A 21,060-nucleotide genomic window follows, 5' to 3' on the forward strand; every position below is an offset into this window, starting at 1 on the left:
CTCTCTCTGTCTCTCAGTCGTCTTCGTTGTCGCCGAAGTCGGGGCGGACCCCCCGCGCGGCCATGACCTCGTCGTTGGAGGTGCCTGCGGCGACCATCGGCCACACCATGGCGTCCTCGTGGACGATGAAGTCGATCACGACGGGGCGGTCGTTGATGGAGTTGGCCTCTTCGATGACCTTGTCCAGCTCGGCCGGGTCCTCGCAGCGGATCGCATGGCAGCCCATGGCCTCGGACAGCTTGACGAAGTCGGGGACGCGGGTGCCCTTCGCCGGGACGCCCTCGGTGTCGGCACCGGAGTGCAGCACGGTGTTGGAGTACCGCTGGTTGTAGAACAGGGTCTGCCACTGGCGGACCATCCCGAGCGCGCCGTTGTTGATGATGGCGACCTTGATCGGGATGTTGTTGAGCGCGCAGGTGGTGAGTTCCTGGTTGGTCATCTGGAAGCAGCCGTCGCCGTCGATCGCCCAGACCGTGCGGTCCGGCATGCCGGCCTTGGCGCCCATCGCGGCCGGGACCGCGTAACCCATCGTTCCGGCACCGCCGGAGTTCAGCCAGGTGGCGGGCTGCTCGTACTGGATGAAGTGCGAGGCCCACATCTGGTGCTGGCCGACGCCCGCCGCGAAGATCGTGCCCTCGGGGGCGAGCTGTCCGATGCGCTGGATGACCTGCTGCGGCGAGAGGCTGCCGTCCTCGGGCAGGTCGTAGCCGAGCGGGTAGGTGTCGCGCCAGCGGTTGAGGTCCTTCCACCAGGCGGCGTAGTCACCGACGTGGCCGTCGTTGTGCTCGGCCTGGACGGCCTGGACCAGATCGGCCAGGACCTCGCGGGCGTCGCCCACGATCGGGACGTCGGCGGCGCGGTTCTTGCCGATCTCGGCCGGGTCGATGTCGGCGTGGACGATCTTGGCGTACGGGGCGAAGCTGTCCAGCTTGCCGGTGACGCGGTCGTCGAAGCGGGCTCCGAGGGCGACGATCAGGTCGGCCTTCTGCAACGCGGTGACGGCGGTGACCGCACCGTGCATGCCCGGCATTCCGACGTGCAGCGGGTGACTGTCGGGGAATGCGCCGAGCGCCATCAGTGTGGTGGTGACGGGCGCTCCGGTGAGCTCGGCGAGGACCTTCAGTTCGGCGGTGGCCCCCGCCTTGATGACACCGCCGCCGACGTAGAGCACCGGGCGCCTGGCCTGGGTGATCAGCTTGGCGGCTTCACGGATCTGCTTGGCGTGCGGCTTGGTGACCGGGCGGTAGCCGGGCAGGTCCTGGGTGGGCGGCCAGCTGAACGTGGTCTGCGCCTGGAGGGCGTCCTTGGCGATGTCGACGAGGACGGGGCCCGGACGGCCGGTGGAGGCGATGTGGAAGGCCTCGGCGATGGTGTGCGGGATGTCCTCGGCCCTGGTGACCAGGAAGTTGTGCTTGGTGACCGGCATGGTGATGCCGCAGATGTCGGCTTCCTGGAAGGCGTCCGTGCCGATGGCCTTGGAGGCGACCTGGCCGGTGATCGCGACCAGCGGGACGGAGTCCATGTGGGCGTCGGCGATCGGCGTGACCAGGTTGGTGGCGCCGGGGCCCGAGGTGGCCATGCAGACGCCGACCTTGCCGGTGGCCTGCGCGTAGCCGGTGGCGGCGTGTCCCGCGCCCTGCTCGTGGCGGACCAGCACATGACGGACCCGGGTGGAGTCCATCATCGGGTCGTACGCCGGAAGGATGGCGCCGCCGGGAATGCCGAATACCGTGTCGGCACCCACTTCCTCAAGAGACCGGATGAGGGACTGCGCACCCGTGACGTGCTCAACGGTGGCGGAGGACGATCCGCCGTTACGGGCCCGCGGCTGGGGATGGTGGGCCCCGGTGGCCTGCTCGGTCATCGGCATTCTCTTCTCGAAGCTGAGGGTTCTTGCGGGTGTTTTGCGACGTTTTGCGTGGTTCCAGTGCAACAAAAAACCCCTCGTGCCGTGAGGCAAGCGAGGGGAGCGCGTCGGAGTGGTCTGCAGAGTGTCTACGAGGGACTCAGCTTCAGCCGACGCGCTTTCCAAGTACGAGAATTCGGGTGCGCATGGCAATGACCCTCTCTCCGACGCACGCGGCGTGTCAAGTGGGTGGGACGGGCGTCTCAGAATGTGAGCCGCTGAGAAGGGGGATCGAGCCACCGGCCAGCACCGGCTGGGCGGTGGCGCTGCCGGGCACCGGGAACTCGCCCCGGGCCAGGGCACGGCGCAGCCGGTACTCGTCGAGCGGCCCGGAGAAGGCCATTCCCTGGCCGTGCGTACAGCCCATGGCACGCAGCGCGAGGACCTGCTCCGGTACGTCGACCCCGTCGGCCACGGACTGCATGCCGAGGTCGCAGGCGATGCGCAGGAGGCCGCTGGTGATCTTGTGCAGTCGGGCGGATTCCACGACTCCCTCGACGAGACCGCGATCCAGCTTCAGTACGTCGATGGGGAGCCGGCGCAGGGCGTTGATCGCCGCGTAACCGCTGCCGAAGCCGTCGAGCGCGATACGGACGCCGAGCCGGCGGAGCGCGACGAGGCGCTGTTCGAGTTCGTCGAAGGGGATCCGGGGGTCGCTGTCGGACACCTCGATCATCAGGGCACCGGAGGGCAGGCTGTGCCGGGTGAGCAGCGCCTCGATGGAACCGAACGGCATCCCCTTGTCGAGGAGCCTGCGGGCGGAGAGCCGCACGGCGACGGAGACCGGGTGCCCGGCCCTGGCCCGGTCGGCGGCCTGCTCGACGGCCTCTTCGAGGAGCCAGCGGCCGAGCTCGGCGGTGCGGTCGCTGTCCTCGGCGACGCGGAGGAATTCGGCCGGGGTGAACAGGATCCCCTGCGCCGAACGCCAGCGGGCCTGTGCGGCGACGGCGACGACGGTGCCACTGGCGAGATGCACCACGGGCTGATGGAGCAGGGCGAACTCGCCGTCGCGCAGGGCGGTGCGCAGCCGGGCCGCCAGCTCGGAGCGGCGGACGACTTCGGCCTGCATCTGCGGGGCGTACAGCTCGACGCGGTCCTTGCCGCCCGCCTTGGCGCGGTACATGGCGAGGTCGGCGTTGCGCATGAGGTCGCTGGGGGTGATGCCGGGTTCGGCGAAGGCCACCCCGATGGACGCGGCGACCCGGACCTCACCGGCGCTGATGCGGTACGGCTGGGAGAGGGTGAGGCGCAGCCGGTCGGCGATCTCGTGGACCTGGCATTCCCGGGCGGACTGGTCACGGGTGCCGTCGCCGAGGATGATGGCCGCGAATTCGTCCCCGCCGAGGCGGGCCGCGGTGTCACCGGCCCGCACGGACTCGTGGAGGCGGCGGGCGGCCTGGATGAGGAGTTCGTCGCCCGCCTGGTGGCCGAGGCGGTCGTTGACCGCCTTGAAGCCGTCGAGGTCGATGAAGAGCACGGCGGTGCCGGGGTCGCCGGAGCGACGGCCGCCGAGGGCCTGGCGGACCCGCTGGGTGAACAGGGCTCGGTTGGGCAGGTCGGTGAGCGGGTCGTGCTCGGCGTTGTGCTGCAACTGCGCCTGCAGCCGCACCCGTTCGGTGACATCGCGGCTGTTGAGGATCAGCCCGCCCTGGTGGCGGTTAACCGTGGATTCGACGTTGAGCCAGTCCCCCGTACCGGATCTGAAGCGGCACTCGATCCGGGTGGCGGGTTCCTCGCCCGGAGGGGCGGCGAGGAACCGGCGCACCTCGTGGACCACTCGTCCCAGGTCCTCGGGGTGGATGATCGAGGCGAGTTCGGCGCCGACCAGGTCGTCGGCGTCACGCCCGTACACCCCGGCGGCGGCGGGGCTCACGTACCGCAGGACGCCGGTCGGGGCGGCGATCATGATGACGTCGCTGGACCCCTGCACCAGGGAGCGGAAGTGGTTCTCCTTCTGCGCCAGTTCCTGGGTGAGGGCGATGTTGTCGACGAGCATGATGCCCTGCCGGACGACCAGGGCGAGCACCACCGTGCAGCCGGTGAAGACCACGACGCGGTCCACTCGGCGGCCCTCGATGACGTTGTAGAGAATGCCGAGGGTGCAGACGGCGGCGGCGAGATACGGCGTCAGCGCGGCCAGCGATCCCGCGATGGGGCGGCTGGTCGGGCGGGGCGCGTCGCGCGGCGGGAGAGCGTCGTCCGTCGCGCTGCGGGCGCCCCAGGGCGCGTACGCGAGGAGCAGGGAACCGCCGAACCAGCCTGCGTCCAGCAGCTGGCCGGAGTGATAGCTCTGGCGCAGCAGCGGAGAGGTGAACAGGGCGTCGCACAGGACCGTCAGGGCGAGGGCGACGATCGCGGTGTTCACCGCGGAGCGGTTGGCGTTGGACCGCCGGAAGTGCAGGGCCAGCACCATGGAGACCAGCACGATGTCGAGCAGCGGGTAGGCCAGCGAGAGCGCCGCGCGGGCCACGCTCGCCCCCTCGGCGTCCACGAGATGGGCGGTATGGGCGAGGGCGAGGCTCCAGGAGAGCGTGAGCAGCGAGCCGCCGATCAGCCAGGAGTCCAGGGCGAGACACACCCAGCCGGCCCGGGTGACGGGGCGTTTGGCGAGGACGAGCAGCCCGACGATGGCGGGAGGGGCGAAGCAGAGGAAGAAGACATCGGCGAGGGAGGGGCTGGGCACCGAACGCCCGAGCACCACCTCGTACCAGCCCCAGACCGCGTTGCCCCCGGCGGCCATGAACGAGGAGATCGAGAACAGCAGCCAGGCGGGCCGGAACCGGCCGCCGGCGGACCGCGCGTAGAGAAAGCAGGAGACGGCCGCGATCAGCGCGGCGACGCTGAGGCCGAAGTCCCCCATGAAGAGTGCCAGTTCCGAGGAGCCCCAGCCGAGGGCGGACCCCACCGCGTATCCGCCGCAGACGAGGCCGAGCAGGACCTGCGGAACCAGTGCGGACGCGCCGTCGACGGCCGACCGCCGGGAGAGGAACGCCCCGAGCGCTCCGGCCGGCGCGCTCATCGGGGCGCACCCCATGCCGGGGCCCGCTCCGGATCCGCCGTCCACGTCACGACACCCGGCACCCGCGCCCGCCGCGCCACCGGTCCCGTCCGGACGCCCGCGGTACGCGGGCGGCCCGCCGCACGGGACGCCGCGACACCCGCCGCGCGGGCGGACGACGGGAGAACCGGAGCACACCCCGGTCGCCGTCGACCGCTCCGCGGTACCGGATCGTTCGCCCATCGGCCGTACATCGCCCGTCGCCCCCTCGTGTGTTGCGTCCTCCCCGGCGCCGTCCCCTCCTCGGCGCAGCGCCCCTTTCGGGACGATACACCAGACTAGTCACGCAGGGACATAGGTTATCTACGCTCAGTGACGACGAGGGGCATTGTCGACACTGTACGCATCCATACGGACTCACAGCGTGGTCATTCCACGACGCGTACGACGTTCCGCACCAGCTCGCCCGAGGCGAATCGATTCAGCTGCTCGGCCACCAGACGCTTGGCGCGCGGCAGGAACGCCGAGGAACTGCCGCCCACGTGCGGAGTGATCAGGACGTTCGGAGCATGCCAGAGGGGGTGGCCGGCGGGCAGGGGTTCGGGGTCGGTGACGTCCAGGGCGGCGCGCAGCCGCCCGGATCCGAGTTCGAGGAGCAGCGCCCCGGTGTCGACGACACCGCCCCGTGCGACGTTCACGAGCAGCGCCCCGTCCGGCATCGCGGCGAGGAACTCCGCGTCCACCAGCCCTTGTGTGGACGGGTTCAACGGCGTGGACAGCACGACGACGTCGGCCCCGGGCAGGAGTGCGGGCAGATCGTCGAGTGCGTGTACGGGGCCGCGTGCTGTCGCCCGTGCGGAGCGCGCGACGCGCACCACCCGCGCACACTCGAAGGGCGCGAGCCTGTCCTCGATGGCGGCGCCGATCGATCCGTATCCCACGATCAGTACGGACTTGTCGGCGAGGGCGGGGTAGAAGCCGGCCCGCCACTCCTCCTTGGCCTGGCCGTCGACGAACCCGGGGACGCCGCGCAGGGAGGCGAGGATCAGGGCGAGCGCGAGCTCCGCGGTCGACGCCTCGTGGACCCCCTTGGCATTGCACAGCCGCACCCCGGCCGGCAGCAGGCCGAGGCCCGGCTCGACATGGTCGATGCCCGCGGTGAGCGTCTGCACGACCCGGACCCGTGTCATGTCGGCGAGCGGACGGACCGCGATCTCGGAACCCTTCATGTACGGCACCACGTAGAACGCGCAGTCGGCCGGGTCGGCGGGGTAGTCCGGCTCGCCGTCCCAGAACCGGTAGTCGAAACCGTCGGGGAGTCCTTCGACCTCATCGGCGGGAAGAGGCAGCCATACGTCGGGGATCTTCTTCGAAGTCATGGTCAGGAGGCTAACGGCCTGGTGCACGACAGCGAGCGGGCTCCCGGCGTCATGCGACTTCGCCTCCGGCGTTGTCGTCGGGAGGCTGCGCGCGGGGTCGCGGTCGGCAGAGGCTACGTTGGGGGTGCGTTGTGGTCCCGCGACGGCGGGACCTAGGAAAGGTTCGGGGAGTTGGAGCGCAGGAGTCTCGGGGCGGCGGCGCTCGCCGTGGGTGCGGTCGGTCTTGGCTGTATGCCGATGAGCTGGGCGTACAGCGCCTCGCAACAGCGCGGTGACCGTGCGTTGCGAACGGTGCACGCCGCGCTCGACGCGGGGGTGCAACTGCTCGACACGGCCGACATGTACGGCCCCTTCACCAATGAGCTGCTGGTGGGCCGGGCGTTGAAGGGCCGCAGGTCCGAGGCCTTCGTCTCCACCAAGTGCGGGCTGCTGGTGGGTGATCAGCACATCGTCGCCAACGGCCGCCCCGGCTATGTGCGGCGGGCCTGCGACGCCTCGCTGCGGCGGCTCCAGACCGATGTGATCGATCTGTACCAGTTGCACCGGGCCGATCCCGAGGTGCCGGTGGAGGAGACCTGGGGCGCGATGGCGGAGCTGGTGACCGCCGGCAAGGTGCGGGCGCTCGGGCTCTGTGCCGTCGGGGCGCGGGCCTCGCGCCGGCCGGGTGCCCGCATGTATGACGAAACGATCCGTCAGCTGGATCGGGTGCAGCAGGTATTCCCGGTGAGCGCGGTGCAGGCCGAACTCTCGGTCTGGTCTCCGGAGGCGCTGGAGTCGCTGCTTCCGTGGTGCTCGGCACGGGGCGTGGGGCTGCTGGCGGCGATGCCGCTGGGGAACGGCTATCTGACGGGGACACTGACCCCTGGGCAGGGCTTCGAGCCGGAGGACCTGCGGGCCAGGCATCCGCGGTTCACGGCCGAGATGATGGCGGCGAACCAGCCGGTGGTGGTCGGCCTGCGGCGGATCGCCGAGCGCCACGGGGCGACTGCCGCGCAGGTGGCACTCGCCTGGGTGCTGCGGCAGGGGTCGCACGTGGTGCCGGTGCCCGGGACCAAGCGGGAGCACTGGGCGGTGGAGAACGCGGGGGCGTCCGGGCTGACACTGACCGCGCAGGATCTGACGGAGATCGCCCGGCTGCCCGCGGCGCGGGGGTCTTGGGACTGATCGGCGGACCGTCTTCGTGATCGCCCGTGGAGAAACTCGGCGCGCACGGGAACCCGGGGCGGGGCCGCGGTGTAAGAACAGTAGTCGGCTGGCCGTCGAAGGGATCGATGCTGTGCGCGGTGTTCTGTTCGGATCTGCACGGGGCCCCGTGGGGCGTCGCCGGGGCGGGCGCCGGGGGGCGGTGGCCGCGTTGGCGGCGGGCACGCTGGTGCTGGCCGCGGGGTGCTCCCCGGGCAACGGCGTGGGCGGTCCGGCGGGCGGCGGAGGCATGCCGTCGGCGTCCCGCCCCTCGCCGTCCGCCTCGGGCGCGTCGGCCGACCCGTCCCCGTCGGCCGACCTGCCGCCCGCGAAGGGCTCGGTGAAGGTGGTCTCCACGCTCACCGAGGGTCTCGACTCGCCGTGGGGGCTGGCCGAACTGCCCGGCGGCGATCTGCTGGTCTCCTCGCGCGACAAGGGAACGATCACCCGGATCGACGCGAAGAACGGGAAGAAGACGCTGCTGGGCGCCGTGCCCGGGGTGTCGCCCGGCGGCGAGGGTGGGCTGCTGGGCATCGCGGTCTCCCCCACGTACGGTTCGGACCATCTGGTGTACGCGTACTTCACGACCGCGTCCGACAACCGCATCGCACGCATGCAGTACGACGAGAACGGCACCACGCCGGGCCGGCTGCTGGGCGCCCCGGACACGATCCTGCGGGGCATCCCGAAGGGCTCGATCCACAACGGCGGGCGGATCGCCTTCGGCCCGGACCACATGCTGTACGCGGGCACCGGGGAGACGGGGGACCGCGAGCTCGCGCAGGACAAGAAGTCGCTGGCCGGCAAGATCCTGCGGATGACCCCCGACGGTCTGCCGCTGCACGGCAATCCGGAGGCCGACTCCGTGGTGTATTCGTACGGACACCGCAATGTGGAGGGGCTGGCCTGGGACGGGCACAAGCAGTTGTGGGCGTCCGAATTCGGGCAGGACACCTGGGACGAGCTGAACCGCATCGTGCCGGGTGGGAACTACGGCTGGCCGGAGGTCGAGGGCAAGGCGGGGAAGAAGGGTTTCATCGATCCCGTGGCACAGTGGAAGCCGTCCGAGGCGTCTCCGAGCGGGATCGCGTTCGCCGGGGGCTCCATCTGGATGGCGGCCCTGCGCGGTGAGCGGCTCTGGCGGATTCCGTTGTCCGGCAAGGCGAACGGGGAACCCCTGGCGGCCCCGGAAGCGTTCCTGAAGGGGAAGTACGGCCGTCTGCGCACCGTGCTCGCCGCGGGCGGCGACAGGCTCTGGCTCGTCACGAGCAATACGGACACCCGTGGCACCCCGAAGCCGGGAGACGACAGGATCCTGGTGCTGGAGGTGCGGTAGCGGCTACAGCAGGTGAAAGGGCGTGCGACCGGTGTTCAACTTCTTCGAGGAACTCTTCGCGCCGGGCCGCAGGCATGCCGCCGAGGAGCAGAAGCGCCTGGAGCTGACCCGGGTGGACCTCGGCGTCGGCGACCCGGGGCGCGGGCCGATAGACCTGGCCTCCGGAAAGGTGGTCGTCAGGGCCTCCGGTACCGGTGCCGACAGGGGGCCCGGCGGCGGTGCGGACGGCGCTCCGGGCGAGGACGAGCGCTCCGGTGTCGGCGGGGGCTCCGGTACCGACGGGGGTCCCGGCACCGGCGGCGACGTCGGTGCGGAGGACACTTCCACCGGGGACGAAGGCCCCGAGGCCGGTGCCGGTGCCGACAGGGGCCCCGGCACCGGCGGTGGTTCCGGGGCCGGTGGTGGGACGCCATCCGGCCGGGACCGCGCCGCGCGCGCTCCGGACGGGGCGTCCGGGCCCGATGCCTCAAGCGCTCCGCGGGCCGTTCCGGGCACGCGGTAGAGGGTCCTTCCGGGCACGCGGTAGAGGGTCCTTCCGGACGCGCGGTCGCAGAGGGCCGGCCGGTCCGGGTGCATCGCCGCAGGAGGACGGTCCGGGCGGCCGGGGCGCGGCGCCCTGACCGGGGAATCGGGCCGGGCGGCCCGGGGCCGTTCCGGGACCGGGAGGCACTCCCCCGGGGTCAGGAGGCGCTCCCCGGCGGGTACAGGCGCAGCCGGTGGGCCAGCGCGGCCGCTTCGCCGCGGCTGGCGACGCCGAGCTTGGCGAGGATGTTCGAGACGTGCACGCTCGCGGTCTTGGGCGATATGTAGAGCTCCTCGGCGATTCTGCGGTTGGTGTGACCGGCGGCGACCAGTCGGTGCACATCCTGTTCGCGTCGTGTCAGCCCGAAGGACTCCACCGCCGCCGCGGCCGCCTCGCGCAGGTGGTCCTCGGTCTGCTCGCGGCCCACGGCCTCGTCGGAGCCGCCGTCCCGGGCAGGGACGGTGACGGCGGCGGGCATCTCGTGCGCCGTGCCGGATGCCGGGGTCCGGTCGGGCGGGGTGAGCGTGACACGGGCCCGGCCGGCCAGCAGCTCGATGGCCTCGGTCAGCGGGCGTGCGTCGAGCCGCCGGGCGGTCCGGTGGGCTTCGCGCAGCAGCGTGGTGACCGCGGACCGGTCGCCGGAGGCGATGAGGAGCGCTTCGGCCCAGCGGTGACGGATCTGGGCCAGCTCGTACGGGCGTCGCAGAGGGGCGAAGGCGGCGGCGGCGCGCGACCAGTGGTCGGGGGTGTCGAGGCCCTCGGCCCTGGCCAGTTCGGCGTCGACCAGCAGACCGTAGGCGGCCCAGAGGGGGATGAGCATCGGCAGCCGCTTCAGGTGGGTCCGGATGCTCGCGAGGATCGCGGGACGGCCGGGTTCGGCGGCGGGCAGACCCCGGGCGTCGGCCTCGGCGGCGGCGGCGACATGGAGCAGCGGCAGCGCATAGCGCTGGGTGCCGGGCGGGAAGCCCTCCTTCGCCTGGGCCTCGAACGCGGCCCGCGCCTCGGAAAGCCTGCCCTGTTGCACGGCGAGGGCCATGGCATGGCGCACGGGGGAGATGAGGAGCTGGGGCTGCGGGTCACGTGATCCGAAACAGCGCCGGGTCAGGGCGAGTTGGATCTCCGCCTCGGCCAGGTCACCCCGGGCGAGGGCCAGTTCGGTACGGCGTGCGGCGACGAACCCCTGCGCCTTGCTGGACTGGGCGGCGCGGGCCGCCGCGTCGGTGGTGGCCCGGCTCTCGTCCCAGTGGCCGAGGGAGAAGAGCGAGGTCGCCTGGTTGCAGCGGACCCATGCCTCCATGTCGACGATGCCGTGGCTGCGGCTGATCTCGATGCCGTGGTCGGCGGCCGCCACGGCTTCCAGGGAGCGCCCCAGGGCTTCGAGGGTGGAGGGGAGGTTGATGCCGGCCCGGCTCATGATGCCGACCAGGTGCAGTTCGTCGGCGCGGTCGCGGACCGCGTACATCTCGGCGATGCCCTCGTCGACACCACCCGCGTCGGCGGTGAGCCAGCCACGGGTCAGTCTGGCGTGCAGTTCGATGTACTCGTCGCCGACGAGTCGGGCGTACTCCACAGCACGGTCGACGGCGCGCAGCGTCTCGGCGCCCGGCCGGTGCAGGGCGCCCCAGCCCGCCACGCTCATCAGGACGTCGGCGTGGACGACGGACGGGGGCAGGCCCCGGACCAGCTCCTGGGCGTTGGCCAGCTCCTGCCATCCGTCACCACGGGTGAGGTCCTGCATCAGCCGGGAGCGCTGGACCCAGAACCAGGCCGCGCGCAGCGGGTCGTCCTCGCCGTCGAGAACGCGCATGGCCTTCTTGGCGATGGCCAGGGCGCGTTCGCGTTCGCCGCCGAACCAGGCGGCGACGGTGGCCTCGGCCATCAGGTCGAGATAGCGCAGCGGGGTGGCCTCGGGGTCGCAGCCGCAGGCCGGGTAGCTCTCCGCGTAGTCGATGGGGCGCAGGGTGCGGCGCACGCTGTCGGGAGCGTCGTCCCACAGCTCCATCGCCCTTTCCAGCAGACGGAGTTGCTCGGAGAAGGCGTAGCGGCGGCGGGCCTCGACCGAGGCCTTCAGTACGGCGGGCAGGGCCTTGGCCGCGTCGTGCGCGCCGTACCAGTAGCTGGCGAGCCGGGTGGCGCGTTCACCGGCGCGGACCAGTGCGGGATCGAGCTCCAGCGCTTCCGCGTACCGGCGGTTGAGCCGGGAACGCTCGCCGGGCAGCAGATCGTCACTGACGGCCTCGCGGACCAGGGAGTGCCGGAAGCGGTAGCCGTTGCCCTCCGGGGTGGTGAGCAGCAGGTTGGCGCCGACGGCCGCCCGCAGCGCCCCGATGAGCTCGTCCTCGCCCAGGCCTGCGACCGCGGCCAGCAGTTCGTACTCGACGGCGGAACCGCCCTCGGCCACGATCCGGGCGATCTTCTGCGCGTCCTCGGGGAGCGCTTCGACGCGGACGAGCAGGAGGTCGCGCAGTGAGTCGGAGAGCCGGGAGCGGTCGCCGCTCTCCAGACTGCAGGCGAGTTCCTCGACGAAGAAGGCGTTGCCGTCGGAGCGTTCGAAGATCTCGTCCACGAGGGCGGCCTCGGGGGTGGCGGCGAGGATGCCGGTGAGCTGGCGGCAGACCTCGGCGCGGTTGAAACGGGCGAGTTCGATGCGGCGGACGGTACGGAGCCGGTCCAGTTCGGCGATGAGGGGGCGCAGGGGGTGACGGCGGTGGATGTCGTCGGTGCGGTAGGTGCCGATCACGACGAGGCGCCCGCTGCGCACGGTGCGGAAGAGGTAGGCCAGGAGATGCCGGGTGGAGGCATCGGCCCAGTGCAGGTCCTCCAGGACGAGGACGACCGCGCGCTGCGCGGAGATGCGTTCCAGGAGTCTGGCGGTGAGTTCGAAGAGTCGGGCGGTGCTGTGCTCGTCGGTCGCGTCCCGGTCGGCCTCGCCGAGTTCGGGGAGCAGCCGGGCGAGTTCGCCCTCCTGCCCGGCGCAGGCCGCGGCCATCTCGTCGGGCAGGGTACCGCGCAGGGCGCGCAGGGCCGTGGAGAACGGGGCGTAGGGCAGACCGTCGGCGCCGATCTCGACACAGCCGCCGACGGCGACGACGGCCTCGCGGCGCACCGCCGCCGCGAGGAACTCCTCGACCAGCCGGGTCTTCCCGACCCCCGCCTCGCCCCCGACGAGCAGCGCCTGCGGCTCGCCGCCGGGGTGGTCGGCCCGGCCGGTGCCCCCGGCGCCGGCGCGGGTGAGCGCGTCGACGAGCGAGGCGAATTCACCTGCGCGGCCGACGAACACCGGACTGACGGACCTGGTCTCCACGTCGCCGAGCATCGCACACGGGTCCGACGGTCCGGGCAACGGAATCGGTTCGTCCGACATGACGACGGCCGTCACACGGCCGCTACGCGGCGTGGGCGAACCGGTCCCTGTCCGTACTCACCGGCCCCTCCGCCTCCTTGTGCACGGCATCACAGGCGGTCCGGCGAGCCGCCCGGCGAGCGCGGCGTGCCTCCCCGGCCAGCCGCTCCTGCTCGGCCCGGCGCAGCATTTCGGCCACTTTCACCTGGTGCAGTTCGAACGTGTACATGTGCTTCTCCCTGAGGACGACGGCCCGTTCGGGCCTGGGGACGGCAGTGCCTCTGCCGTGCTCCCACTCTCGTCCGCAAGGGGGTGTCGCCACATCGGGCGAGTTCCGCATCTTCCGCGGCCGGGGGGCCTTAGCCGGGTGCGGACACCGCCGCATACGGCGCGGGGCAGACCGGCTCGATGCCTTAGAGCCTGCCGGGGGACCTCCGACCGGGCGGGCGCGGTCACCCGACGGGCTCTCAGGGCCTTCCGTTCGGACCAGGCCGGATCAGCGATCGGGCATGCGAGCCCGGCCTGATCCGAACAAAAGACCTCAGGGTCCGGGGCGGTGCGTACTCACTTGCTGATGCCCGCGGTCGGCAGGGACACGATGAGGTCGAAGTACATACCGATGGAGAGCACCACACCGAGGACGCCGAGCGCGATGCCGGCGGTCGCCACGGCCCGCACCCAGCCGGGCTGCGGGTGCGGGGAGGGCGCGCCGAAGGCCGGGCGTACCAGGGCGAAGACGCCGACCAGCACGGCGAGCAGCGCGAAGAGGCCGTTGACCAGCGCCGTGGCGTGCCAGGCGTCGCCGTAGATCTCGGAGATCTGCTGGGCCGCGGAACTGCCGGTCGAGGTCTTGATCTGCCCGATGAGGGTCTCGCGCTCGGCGGCGATCTTGCCGGTCCAGGACCCGCTGAGCGCGACGACGCCGAGACCGGCGGCGGCCACGGCCGAGGCGGCCGGGCCGAGACCGGACGGACCCTTGTCGGAGTCCTCGAACCGGGAGTCCTCGATCTCGGAGTCCGTGGACTCGGAGTTCTCGGACTCGGATTCCGTGAGGCCCGGGTCCTTGAGGCCCGAGTCCTTGCGGTCGACGCCCGTGGGTCCTGATTCCCCGGGTCCGGCGTCCGGGCCGAGATCCTGCGCGGGCTCCGGGGCGGCGCCCGCCGCCGTGTCTCCGGCGGCCACCGCGCGCTCTCCCCCGGTTTCGGCCGCTCCCTTGTCGAGGCTGTGCACCGTGCCCTCGGGGGCGGTCTGCTCGGCACCCGTCCTCTCGGCGTCGGAAGCGGCGGGGCCTGCGGGGGTGGTGAGGTCAGTGGGGTTGGTGGGAGTCCTGGGGTTCATGTCCCGCACGGTAGGCGGCCCGGATGAGAACCCTCTTAACGCCCGCCCCCCGGCCGCCCTCGGCCCGTCGCGATCCCTCCGGCCGCCCTCAGGCGTTCCGTGCCCGCCACTCCGGTGCCAGCACGGACCAGATCTCCGTGTCGTGCCGCTCGCCGCGGTACAGGTAGCTCTCGCGTATGACCCCGTCCCGCTTCATGCCGAGCCGCTCGGCCACGGCGATGCTGCGGGTGTTCGCGGCGGACGCGTGCCACTCCACGCGGTGCATGCCGCGCTCGAACACCGCCCAGTCGATCAGCTTCCGTGCCGCCCGGGTGATCAGCCCGCGCCCCTCCGCCGCCGATTCCAGCCAGCAGCCGACCTCGCAGTTCCCGGACTCCGTGTCGAAGACCCGGAAAAGGACGCCGCCGACGAGGGTGCCGTCCAGCCAGATGCCGTAGAGCCGTCCCGTGTCGGCCGCCTGCTTCTCCGCGTACCGCCGGAGCAGGGCACGCGCCGAGTCCAGGTCGGTGGCGTAGGAGGCGAAGGGGATCCAGGGGTCGACGAGCTCGCGGGCCCGGTCCACGTGGGCGAGGAACTCCTCCGCCTGCCAGATCTCCAACGGCCGCAGTTCGGTTCCGTCGTCGCCCAGGGATATCGCAAACATCATGCTCCTTCTCGAACCGCTTCCGCCGCGTGCGCCGACTGCGCCGCGTCCACCGGGTCCACCGGTTGTGCCGTCTGCGGGATCTTCGCACGCGGCGCGCGGCAGTCGGGGGACTCGATGCTGATCCGCGGCAGCCGCCGGTCCAGCCAGCCCGGCAGCCACCAGTTCGCGCCGCCCAGCAGATGCATGAGCGCGGGAACCAGCAGGGTGCGGAGAACGAAGGCGTCGAGGGCCACGGCCGCGGCCAGCGCGATGCCGAACATGGCGATGACCCGGTCCCCGCTGAGGACGAACGCGAGGAAGACCGAAATCATGATCACGGCCGCGGAGTTGATCACGCGGCTGGTCTCGGCGAGACCGACCCGGACCGCCCGTCTGTTGTCGCCGGTCTCCAGCCACTCCTCGTACATCCGCCCCACCAGGAACACCTGGTAGTCCATGGAGAGCCCGAAGAGCACGGACACCATGATCACCGGGAGGAACGGCTCGATGGGACCGGAACTGCCCAGTCCCAGCAGCTCGCTCCCCCATCCCCACTGGAAGATCGCGACGACGACTCCGAACGAGGAGGCGACGGCGGCCACGTTCATCGCGGCGGCCTTCAGCGGGATACCGATCGACCGGAAGGCCAGCAGCAGGAGCAGACAGCCGAGCCCTATGACGACACCGACGAAGAGCGGGAGTTTGCCGATGATGATCCGGGCGAAGTCGTCGTAGCTGGCCGTCACCCCGCCCACATGGGCCTGGAGCGAGGTGTTCGCCTCGGCCCGTGGGAGAACGTTCGTACGCAGCCGGTCGACGAGCGCGCTGGTCTCCTGCGACTGCGGAGACGACTTCGGTACGACGGTGACGAAGGCCGTACCGCCGTCGGCGTTGTACGTGACCGGGCCGACCGAGGCCACCCCGTGGGTGGCCCGCAGCGTGGCCGGCAGGCCGTCCATCGCGAGCCGGTCGTCCGCGCCGTCGAGCTTCGCGGCGATCGTCAACGGGCCGTTGACCCCGGGACCGAATCCGTCGGCCAGCAGGTCGTACGCCTGCCGGGTGGTCGACGACGAGGGGTTGTTGCCCTGGTCGGAGGTGCCCAGATGCAGGGAGAACGTGGGCAGCGCCAGGACCAGCATCACCACGGCGGCGAACGCCCCGAGCAGCTTGGGGTGGCGTTCGACGAAGGCGGACCAGCGGGCGGCGAAGCCGGTGGGCAGTTCGGGCTGCGGCCCGCGTTCGGCGAGTTGTCTGCGCTCGCGCCGGCTCAACGCCCGCATGCCGATGAAGGACAGCAGGGCGGGCAGCAGGGTCACGGAGGCGGCCACGGTCAGGACGACGGTGAGCGAGGCGGCGACCGCCACACCGTTGAGGAAGCCGAGCCGCAGAATCAGCATGCCGAGCAGCGCGACGCAGACGGTGGCTCCGGCGAAGACGACGGCCCGCCCGGTCGTCGCGACGGCGTTCCGCGCCGCCTCGGTGACCGTCATGCCTCTGCGCAGCCCGGTGCGATGCCGGGTGACGATGAACAGCGCGTAGTCGATACCCACGCCGAGCCCTATCAGCATGCCCAGCATGGGTGCGAAGTCGGCGACGGTCATCACATGACCGAGCAGCACGATGCCCGCGTACGCCGTTCCGACGGAGACGAGGGCGGTGGCGATGGGCAGGATGCTGGCGGCGAGCGAGCCGAAGGCCAGGAACAGCACGACCGCCGCGACGACGACCCCGATGACCTCGCTGAAGTGGACGGAAGGCGCCTCGGTGAGGGCCACGGCCGAGCCGCCCAGTTCCACCTGGAGATGGTCGCCCGCGGCCGCCTTCGCGGTGTCGACGACTGCCTGCGCCTGCTGCACCGGAATGTCTTCGGACTGGTGGTCGAAGGTGACCGTGGCGTAGGCGGTGTGTCCGTCCTCGCTGATCTGCCCGGCTCCGGACTCCCCGTACGGCCCGGTGACGGCTCCGACGCCGGGCAGTGCCTCGACCTCATGCAGGGTCCGGGTCATCGCCTGGCGGACATCGGCGGCCCGCACGGTGGAGTCGGTGGTGTGCCAGACGATGGTGTCGGTGTCACCGCCGAGGTCCGTGAAGCCGTTCTTGAGGAGCTCGGCGGCCCGGCCGGACTCCGTACCGGGCGCCTCGTAGTCGTTGGAGTACGCGGAACCCGCGAAGCCCGCCGCGGTGGCCGCACCGCCGAGGGCGAGGAGCCAGATGAGAACGGCGACGAGGCGGTGCCTGATGCACCAGCGGGCAATGGCAGCCAACGGACGTGCTCCCTGAGGGTTCGTGGCTCATCAGCGGAACAAAACATGAATTGTCCGCAAAGAACACATGACCTGAGAACTGCCACTCTGGCAGCCGATGGTGATCATTTGCCCCTTTCGTGGCCATACTCACAATGGCTTCGGGACACACCGCGGATTCCCGGCTCGTCACGACCTCCGGACGCACGACGACCTTCGGGGACCGTGGCCTCCGGACGCGCGACGGCGTAGGGACCCGCCACGAACTCGTCATGCACCGCCGTATCGGCCCCACCCCTGCGACCGGCTCATCCGACAGGCTCTCAGCCGGTCAGCCGCTCCTCCTCCGCCTCCAGTTCCGCCTCGAACCGCTCCTCGATCTCCGCCACGCCCCTCGCCACGACCTCCGCCAGGTGGGCCGGGCAGGTCAGCCGCCCGCTGTCGGAGGCCGGGTCGGGGGCGGGACAGATGTCGGGGGCGTAGAGGTGCGCGACGCGGGCCATGCGGTCGGCGGCGCGCTCGTACCGGGGCGCGTGGCCGTCGTCGTGGGCGCACACCTCGCCGGGCGGGGTGGCGACAGCGGTACGCAGGACGTCGAGGATCTCCCGGGCCATCCCGTACGGCAGTTCCAGGGACTCGGCCGCCGTTCCCATCAGGAGCAGCAGGACGGACCGGTCGAGCGCGGGTCCGCCGGGGCCGAGCTCCTCGTACCGCCTGGCCGCCCAGAGCGCCGCTTCCGCGGAGGCGTTCTCGTCCTTGAACGGGACATGGCGCTCGCTCAGCGGTCCGATGTCGAGGCGGCCGTCGGGGCGCAGGTACACCGCGTCCACATGGGCCGTCTCCCTGGTGCCGAAGAGGGCGTCGACCGCGCCGCGCAGATGGTCACGGGCCTCGACGGCGAGAGCGCGCAGGAAGGTGGTGCAGGTCCATGCCTCCAGCGAGGCGCCGTATCCGTCCTCGTGCTCCTCGCGCAGGAGCGCCCGGCCGCCGGGGCTCTGCAGGTGGATGCCCTCGGCGGCCTGCTGGTCGCTGCCGGAGTCCATCGCCGGGTGCTCGCCGTCGCCGTGCGCGCATGCCGTGTCCGGCAGCAACGGCAGTACGGACTCCAGGCCCTCGATCATGTCGTCGAGCAGCGACCGCTGCCTGATCCGGCCCGACGCCGCGTACCAGCAGTTGGCGTGGACGACGACGACATAGCCGGCGAGAGCGGCCCGCGAGAGGGTGGCGGGCGGCACGGCATGGACGTCCAGGTCCCAGAACGGATCGCCGTTCGGATAGTCGTTGAGCACGCTCCCCAGGCTGCTGATGCTGCTGCGGTGGTCCTCCGGGACGATGTCGGGAATGCCCTCCGCACTGCCCGGCAGGATCACATCGGCGGCTGTCCGCGCCCAGCCGGCGGCGTTGCGGGGGCAGGTCTCGGCCCCGTCCGGGGCGAGCGGAACCCGGACGTCCGGCGCGTCGCGCAGCGCGCTCGCGTCCGTGTCCCACCTCTCCAGGGTCCCGGTGTACGGGTGAGCCGTGTGCCCGCAGCCGTCGGCCCCCGGGAACCGCGCGTCCAGGGCCTTCGCCGCGGCGGCGAGCGCGTCCACCACGGCCCGCTCGACGGGAGCGCCGCGCCGTCCGAGGACGTAGGGCGCCATGTTCACCAGACCGAGGGTGAGCAGGACCGCCTGCTCACCGCCCGGTTCGGCGGTGAGCAGGCGGGCGCACTCCAGAACGACGGGGTCCGCCTCCTCGGGAGCGGCGTCCGGCGCGACCCCGGCCCATTTCTCGATCAGTTCACTCATGATCGGGGAAACGCGGCCCGCGCTCCGGCGGTTCCGTCGCGCGTCGAACTCCCGTACGCACAAGGGTCCGCCGACCGGACCTGCCGGTCCGCCTCCCCCGTCAGCCGTCAGCCGTCAGCCGTCAGCCGTCAGCCGTCAGCCGTCAGCCGTCAGTCGTCAGTCGTCAGCCGGAGACGCTCACCCGGCCGTTCTCGATGTGCCCCATCAGCCTGCGGCGGAAGGCGTCGTCCCCGTCGACGGTGACGGCCAGGTCGTACCAGCCGTGCGCGTCGGCCGCCGAGTGCACCACCGTACGGCTGCGGCCGGGCTTGACCTTGACCGTCCTGGTCCAGTCCCGCAGATCCGCCTCTTCGACGTATCCGAGCGGCCGTACGGTGAAGGTGAGCGTGGTCCGTCCCGTGTTGCGCAGGGTGAGGTGCAGGTCCCGCTCGTGCGCGTCGATCCGCGAGGCGACCTCGGCCCCGGCGGAGACGCCGTCCTTCCCGGACCCGGCGAACTCGCGCCGGAAGCCGTTCGGTCCCGTCACCGTGAACCGGTACGCCGCACCGTTGATCGGCACCGTCCACTGCGCGGTGCCCGTCACGTCCCGGTGCTGCGGAACGGGGAACTCCCCCGCGTACGGGTACAGCGCGAAGTGTGCGGACGAGCGACCCGTGTTGCTGAGGGCCACCCGCACCGCCCCGTCCACCAGCTTCGCCTGGGCGTCCGGCTGGTACGGCAGCGCACGGGCCGGGCGCGCCCCGGGCTCCTGTACGGGCATCTGCTGCACGAGCGGCGGCTTCGGCGCCCAGCGTCCGCTGAACGGCGGGATGGCGCCCGGCTGTTCCACCTCCGGCCGGCGACGCCCGCGCGTGAAGTCGAAGGCGGAGGTCAGATCACCGGTGACGGTGCGCCGCCAGTCACTGATGTTCGGCTCCTTCACCCCGGTCCAGCGTTCCAGGAAGCGGATCACGGAAGTGTGGTCGAAGACCTCGGAGCAGACGTAGCCGCCGACGGTCCACGGCGACACGACGAGCAGCGGCACCCGCACCCCGAGACCGGTGGGCTTGCCCTCCCACTGCTCCTCGGTGACCTCGGGCGGTGCGACCGGCGGCGGCACGTGGTCGAAGAAGCCGTCGTTCTCGTCGTAGTTGATGAGGACGACGGTGTGGCGCCACACGTCGGGGTGCTTGCCCAGCGCGTCCAGGACCTTGTAGACGATCGTCGCGCTGTGGATCGGCGAGGAGACGCTCGGGTGCTCGGAGTCGACGGCCGACGGCACCAGATAGGACACCTCGGGCAGCGTGCCCGCCGCCACGTCCTTGGCGAACTCATCGGCCAGCGTTCCGGTCTCCACCCGGCGCAACGCCCGCTCGAAGAGGCTGCGTTCGGCCTTGTCCAGGGTGGCGACACCCTCTTCGAGCAGACCGAACAGCCGCTCCCGCTCCGCGGCACCGGCGTCCCGTATAGCGGAGTAGAACGACTCCATGTACGTATGGCCGCCGGTCTTCGCGAGTGCCTTGCGGGCGATCGCCTTGAAGGTGGCGAAGAACTCGATCTGGTTGTCGGTGAAGTTCTCCCACTCGGTGTACGTACGCCAGCTGTGCCCGGCCTTCTCCAGCCGCTCCGCGTACGTGCCCCAGCCGTAGCCGGGGTGCGTGCCCTCGTCGTACGCGTCGTTCCCGACGGCCCGCTTGCCGTTCGCCTCGTTGCCCGTCTTCCCGCTCCACAGGTGGTTGCGGTTGGGGCTGGTCGAGGTGTGGATGGAGGAGTGGTAGGCGTCGCAGACCGTGAAGGTGTCGGCCAGTTCGTAGTGCAGCGGGATGTCACGGCGGTCGTAGTACGCCATGGTGGCGGCCGTCTTCGCGGTCACCCAGCCGTTCATCCAGCCCCCGGCCCATGCCTTGCCGCCACCGCTCCAGGAGTGGTCGAGCGCGCCGATGTACTGGAGGTCCTTCTTCTGCGTCTCGGCGGCGTCGCGCACCGGGAACGGCAGCACGGACGTGCCCGCCGCGGCGGGCTGCTCGAAGACCGGCCTGCCGGAGGGAAGCTCGACGGCGTTGCGGTCGCCGAAGCCGCGTACGCCCCGGAGCGTCCCGAAGTAATGATCGAAGGAACGATTCTCCTGCATCAGGATCACCACGTGCTTGACGGCCCCGAGCCCGTCGCCGCCACCGGACCCCGCCGAGTGCGCCGGCTGCGCGGCCATCGCTGCCTGCAGCGACGGCGGCAGCAGCGACCCCGCCGCCGCGACGCCGAGCGCACCGCCGCCGAGCGCGAAAAGTCGCCGCCGTGAAATGTCCGTGGTCAAGTGAGCCTCCCGAGTCCGGTCGTACAGCCCGGAAACTAATCAAGCCAGGTGGCGCCGGGAAGGATTTCGTACGGCCCCGTGGTGAACGTCCAACAGGTCGGCCGGGAAAG

The 21,060-nt window shown here is 71.5% G+C and carries 12 protein-coding genes and 1 pseudogene; 3 read left to right on the forward strand and 10 right to left on the reverse strand.

From position 1 onward, the window contains the following. Positions 1 to 13: 13 nt before the first annotated feature. The 3 genes from ACIQCZ_RS29945 to ACIQCZ_RS29955 all read right to left on the reverse strand — a co-directional run bounded on the left by ACIQCZ_RS29945 (position 14) and on the right by ACIQCZ_RS29955 (position 6,283). Positions 14 to 1,870, reverse strand: coding sequence for an acetolactate synthase large subunit (locus ACIQCZ_RS29945; RefSeq protein ID WP_402286593.1), 1,857 nt, complete (start codon positions 1,868 to 1,870; stop codon positions 14 to 16). Positions 1,871 to 2,087: 217 nt separating this feature from the next. After that, positions 2,088 to 4,925: a putative bifunctional diguanylate cyclase/phosphodiesterase gene (locus ACIQCZ_RS29950; protein ID WP_402286595.1), complete on the reverse strand. Its 2,838-nt coding sequence runs from the start codon at positions 4,923 to 4,925 to the stop codon at positions 2,088 to 2,090. Positions 4,926 to 5,332: 407 nt separating this feature from the next. Then, positions 5,333 to 6,283 (reverse strand): 2-hydroxyacid dehydrogenase, encoded by a 951-nt coding sequence (locus tag ACIQCZ_RS29955; protein ID WP_402286598.1) that lies wholly within the window; start codon positions 6,281 to 6,283, stop codon positions 5,333 to 5,335. A gap of 171 nt (positions 6,284 to 6,454) precedes the next feature. Here ACIQCZ_RS29955 and ACIQCZ_RS29960 point away from each other — a divergent pair, with 171 nt between their 5' ends. The 3 genes and pseudogenes from ACIQCZ_RS29960 to ACIQCZ_RS29970 form a co-directional block, all read left to right on the forward strand. Next, complete coding sequence (locus ACIQCZ_RS29960; protein WP_402286599.1) at positions 6,455 to 7,447, forward strand: aldo/keto reductase; 993 nt, start codon at positions 6,455 to 6,457, stop codon at positions 7,445 to 7,447. A 112-nt stretch (positions 7,448 to 7,559) separates the two neighbouring features. Next, positions 7,560 to 8,801, forward strand: a complete 1,242-nt coding sequence (locus ACIQCZ_RS29965) for a PQQ-dependent sugar dehydrogenase (protein WP_402286601.1) — start codon at positions 7,560 to 7,562, stop codon at positions 8,799 to 8,801. A 31-nt stretch (positions 8,802 to 8,832) separates the two neighbouring features. Beyond that, a pseudogene (locus tag ACIQCZ_RS29970) lies at positions 8,833 to 8,989 on the forward strand (DUF6191 domain-containing protein); the annotation flags it as partial. A gap of 492 nt (positions 8,990 to 9,481) precedes the next feature. On the opposite strand, the gene ACIQCZ_RS29975 reads toward ACIQCZ_RS29970, so the two are convergent. The 7 genes from ACIQCZ_RS29975 to ACIQCZ_RS30005 form a co-directional block, all read right to left on the reverse strand. Beyond that, positions 9,482 to 12,640, reverse strand: a complete 3,159-nt coding sequence (locus ACIQCZ_RS29975; RefSeq protein ID WP_402286725.1) for an AAA family ATPase — start codon at positions 12,638 to 12,640, stop codon at positions 9,482 to 9,484. Positions 12,641 to 12,710: 70 nt separating this feature from the next. Beyond that, the gene (locus ACIQCZ_RS29980; protein WP_402286602.1) at positions 12,711 to 12,896 is read right to left on the reverse strand and encodes a hypothetical protein; all 186 of its coding nucleotides are present in this window, start codon (positions 12,894 to 12,896) and stop codon (positions 12,711 to 12,713) included. A 335-nt stretch (positions 12,897 to 13,231) separates the two neighbouring features. Beyond that, entirely contained in the window at positions 13,232 to 14,014 is a 783-nt protein-coding gene (locus ACIQCZ_RS29985) for a hypothetical protein (protein ID WP_402286604.1), read from the reverse strand. Between the two features lie 79 nt (positions 14,015 to 14,093). Beyond that, complete coding sequence (locus ACIQCZ_RS29990; RefSeq protein WP_402286605.1) at positions 14,094 to 14,648, reverse strand: GNAT family N-acetyltransferase; 555 nt, start codon at positions 14,646 to 14,648, stop codon at positions 14,094 to 14,096. Further along, positions 14,648 to 16,894: an MMPL family transporter gene (locus ACIQCZ_RS29995; RefSeq protein WP_402286608.1), complete on the reverse strand. Its 2,247-nt coding sequence runs from the start codon at positions 16,892 to 16,894 to the stop codon at positions 14,648 to 14,650. The genes ACIQCZ_RS29990 and ACIQCZ_RS29995 overlap by 1 nt, the downstream gene beginning before the upstream one ends. 302 nt (positions 16,895 to 17,196) lie before the next feature. Further along, the gene (locus ACIQCZ_RS30000; RefSeq protein WP_402286610.1) at positions 17,197 to 18,660 is read right to left on the reverse strand and encodes a hypothetical protein; all 1,464 of its coding nucleotides are present in this window, start codon (positions 18,658 to 18,660) and stop codon (positions 17,197 to 17,199) included. A 163-nt stretch (positions 18,661 to 18,823) separates the two neighbouring features. Beyond that, the gene (locus tag ACIQCZ_RS30005; protein ID WP_402286611.1) at positions 18,824 to 20,950 is read right to left on the reverse strand and encodes a phosphocholine-specific phospholipase C; all 2,127 of its coding nucleotides are present in this window, start codon (positions 20,948 to 20,950) and stop codon (positions 18,824 to 18,826) included. Between the last annotated feature and the right edge of the window lie 110 nt (positions 20,951 to 21,060).

Origin of the sequence: Streptomyces sp. NPDC093149 (assembly GCF_044754145.1) — a bacterium.
In the GTDB taxonomy this organism is placed as follows: domain Bacteria; phylum Actinomycetota; class Actinomycetes; order Streptomycetales; family Streptomycetaceae; genus Streptomyces.

Bases quoted from the DNA above. Each gene is read 5' to 3' on its own strand.
- ACIQCZ_RS29975 (WP_402286725.1), bottom strand. From the start codon at position 12,640: ATGCTCGGCGACGTGGAGACCAGGTCCGTCAGTCCGGTGTTCGTCGGC.
- ACIQCZ_RS29980 (WP_402286602.1), bottom strand. From the start codon at position 12,896: ATGTACACGTTCGAACTGCACCAGGTGAAAGTGGCCGAAATGCTGCGC.
- ACIQCZ_RS29955 (WP_402286598.1), bottom strand. From the start codon at position 6,283: ATGACTTCGAAGAAGATCCCCGACGTATGGCTGCCTCTTCCCGCCGAT.
- ACIQCZ_RS29950 (WP_402286595.1), bottom strand. From the start codon at position 4,925: ATGAGCGCGCCGGCCGGAGCGCTCGGGGCGTTCCTCTCCCGGCGGTCG.
- ACIQCZ_RS29945 (WP_402286593.1), bottom strand. From the start codon at position 1,870: ATGCCGATGACCGAGCAGGCCACCGGGGCCCACCATCCCCAGCCGCGG.
- ACIQCZ_RS30000 (WP_402286610.1), bottom strand. From the start codon at position 18,660: ATGAGTGAACTGATCGAGAAATGGGCCGGGGTCGCGCCGGACGCCGCT.
- ACIQCZ_RS29990 (WP_402286605.1), bottom strand. From the start codon at position 14,648: ATGTTTGCGATATCCCTGGGCGACGACGGAACCGAACTGCGGCCGTTG.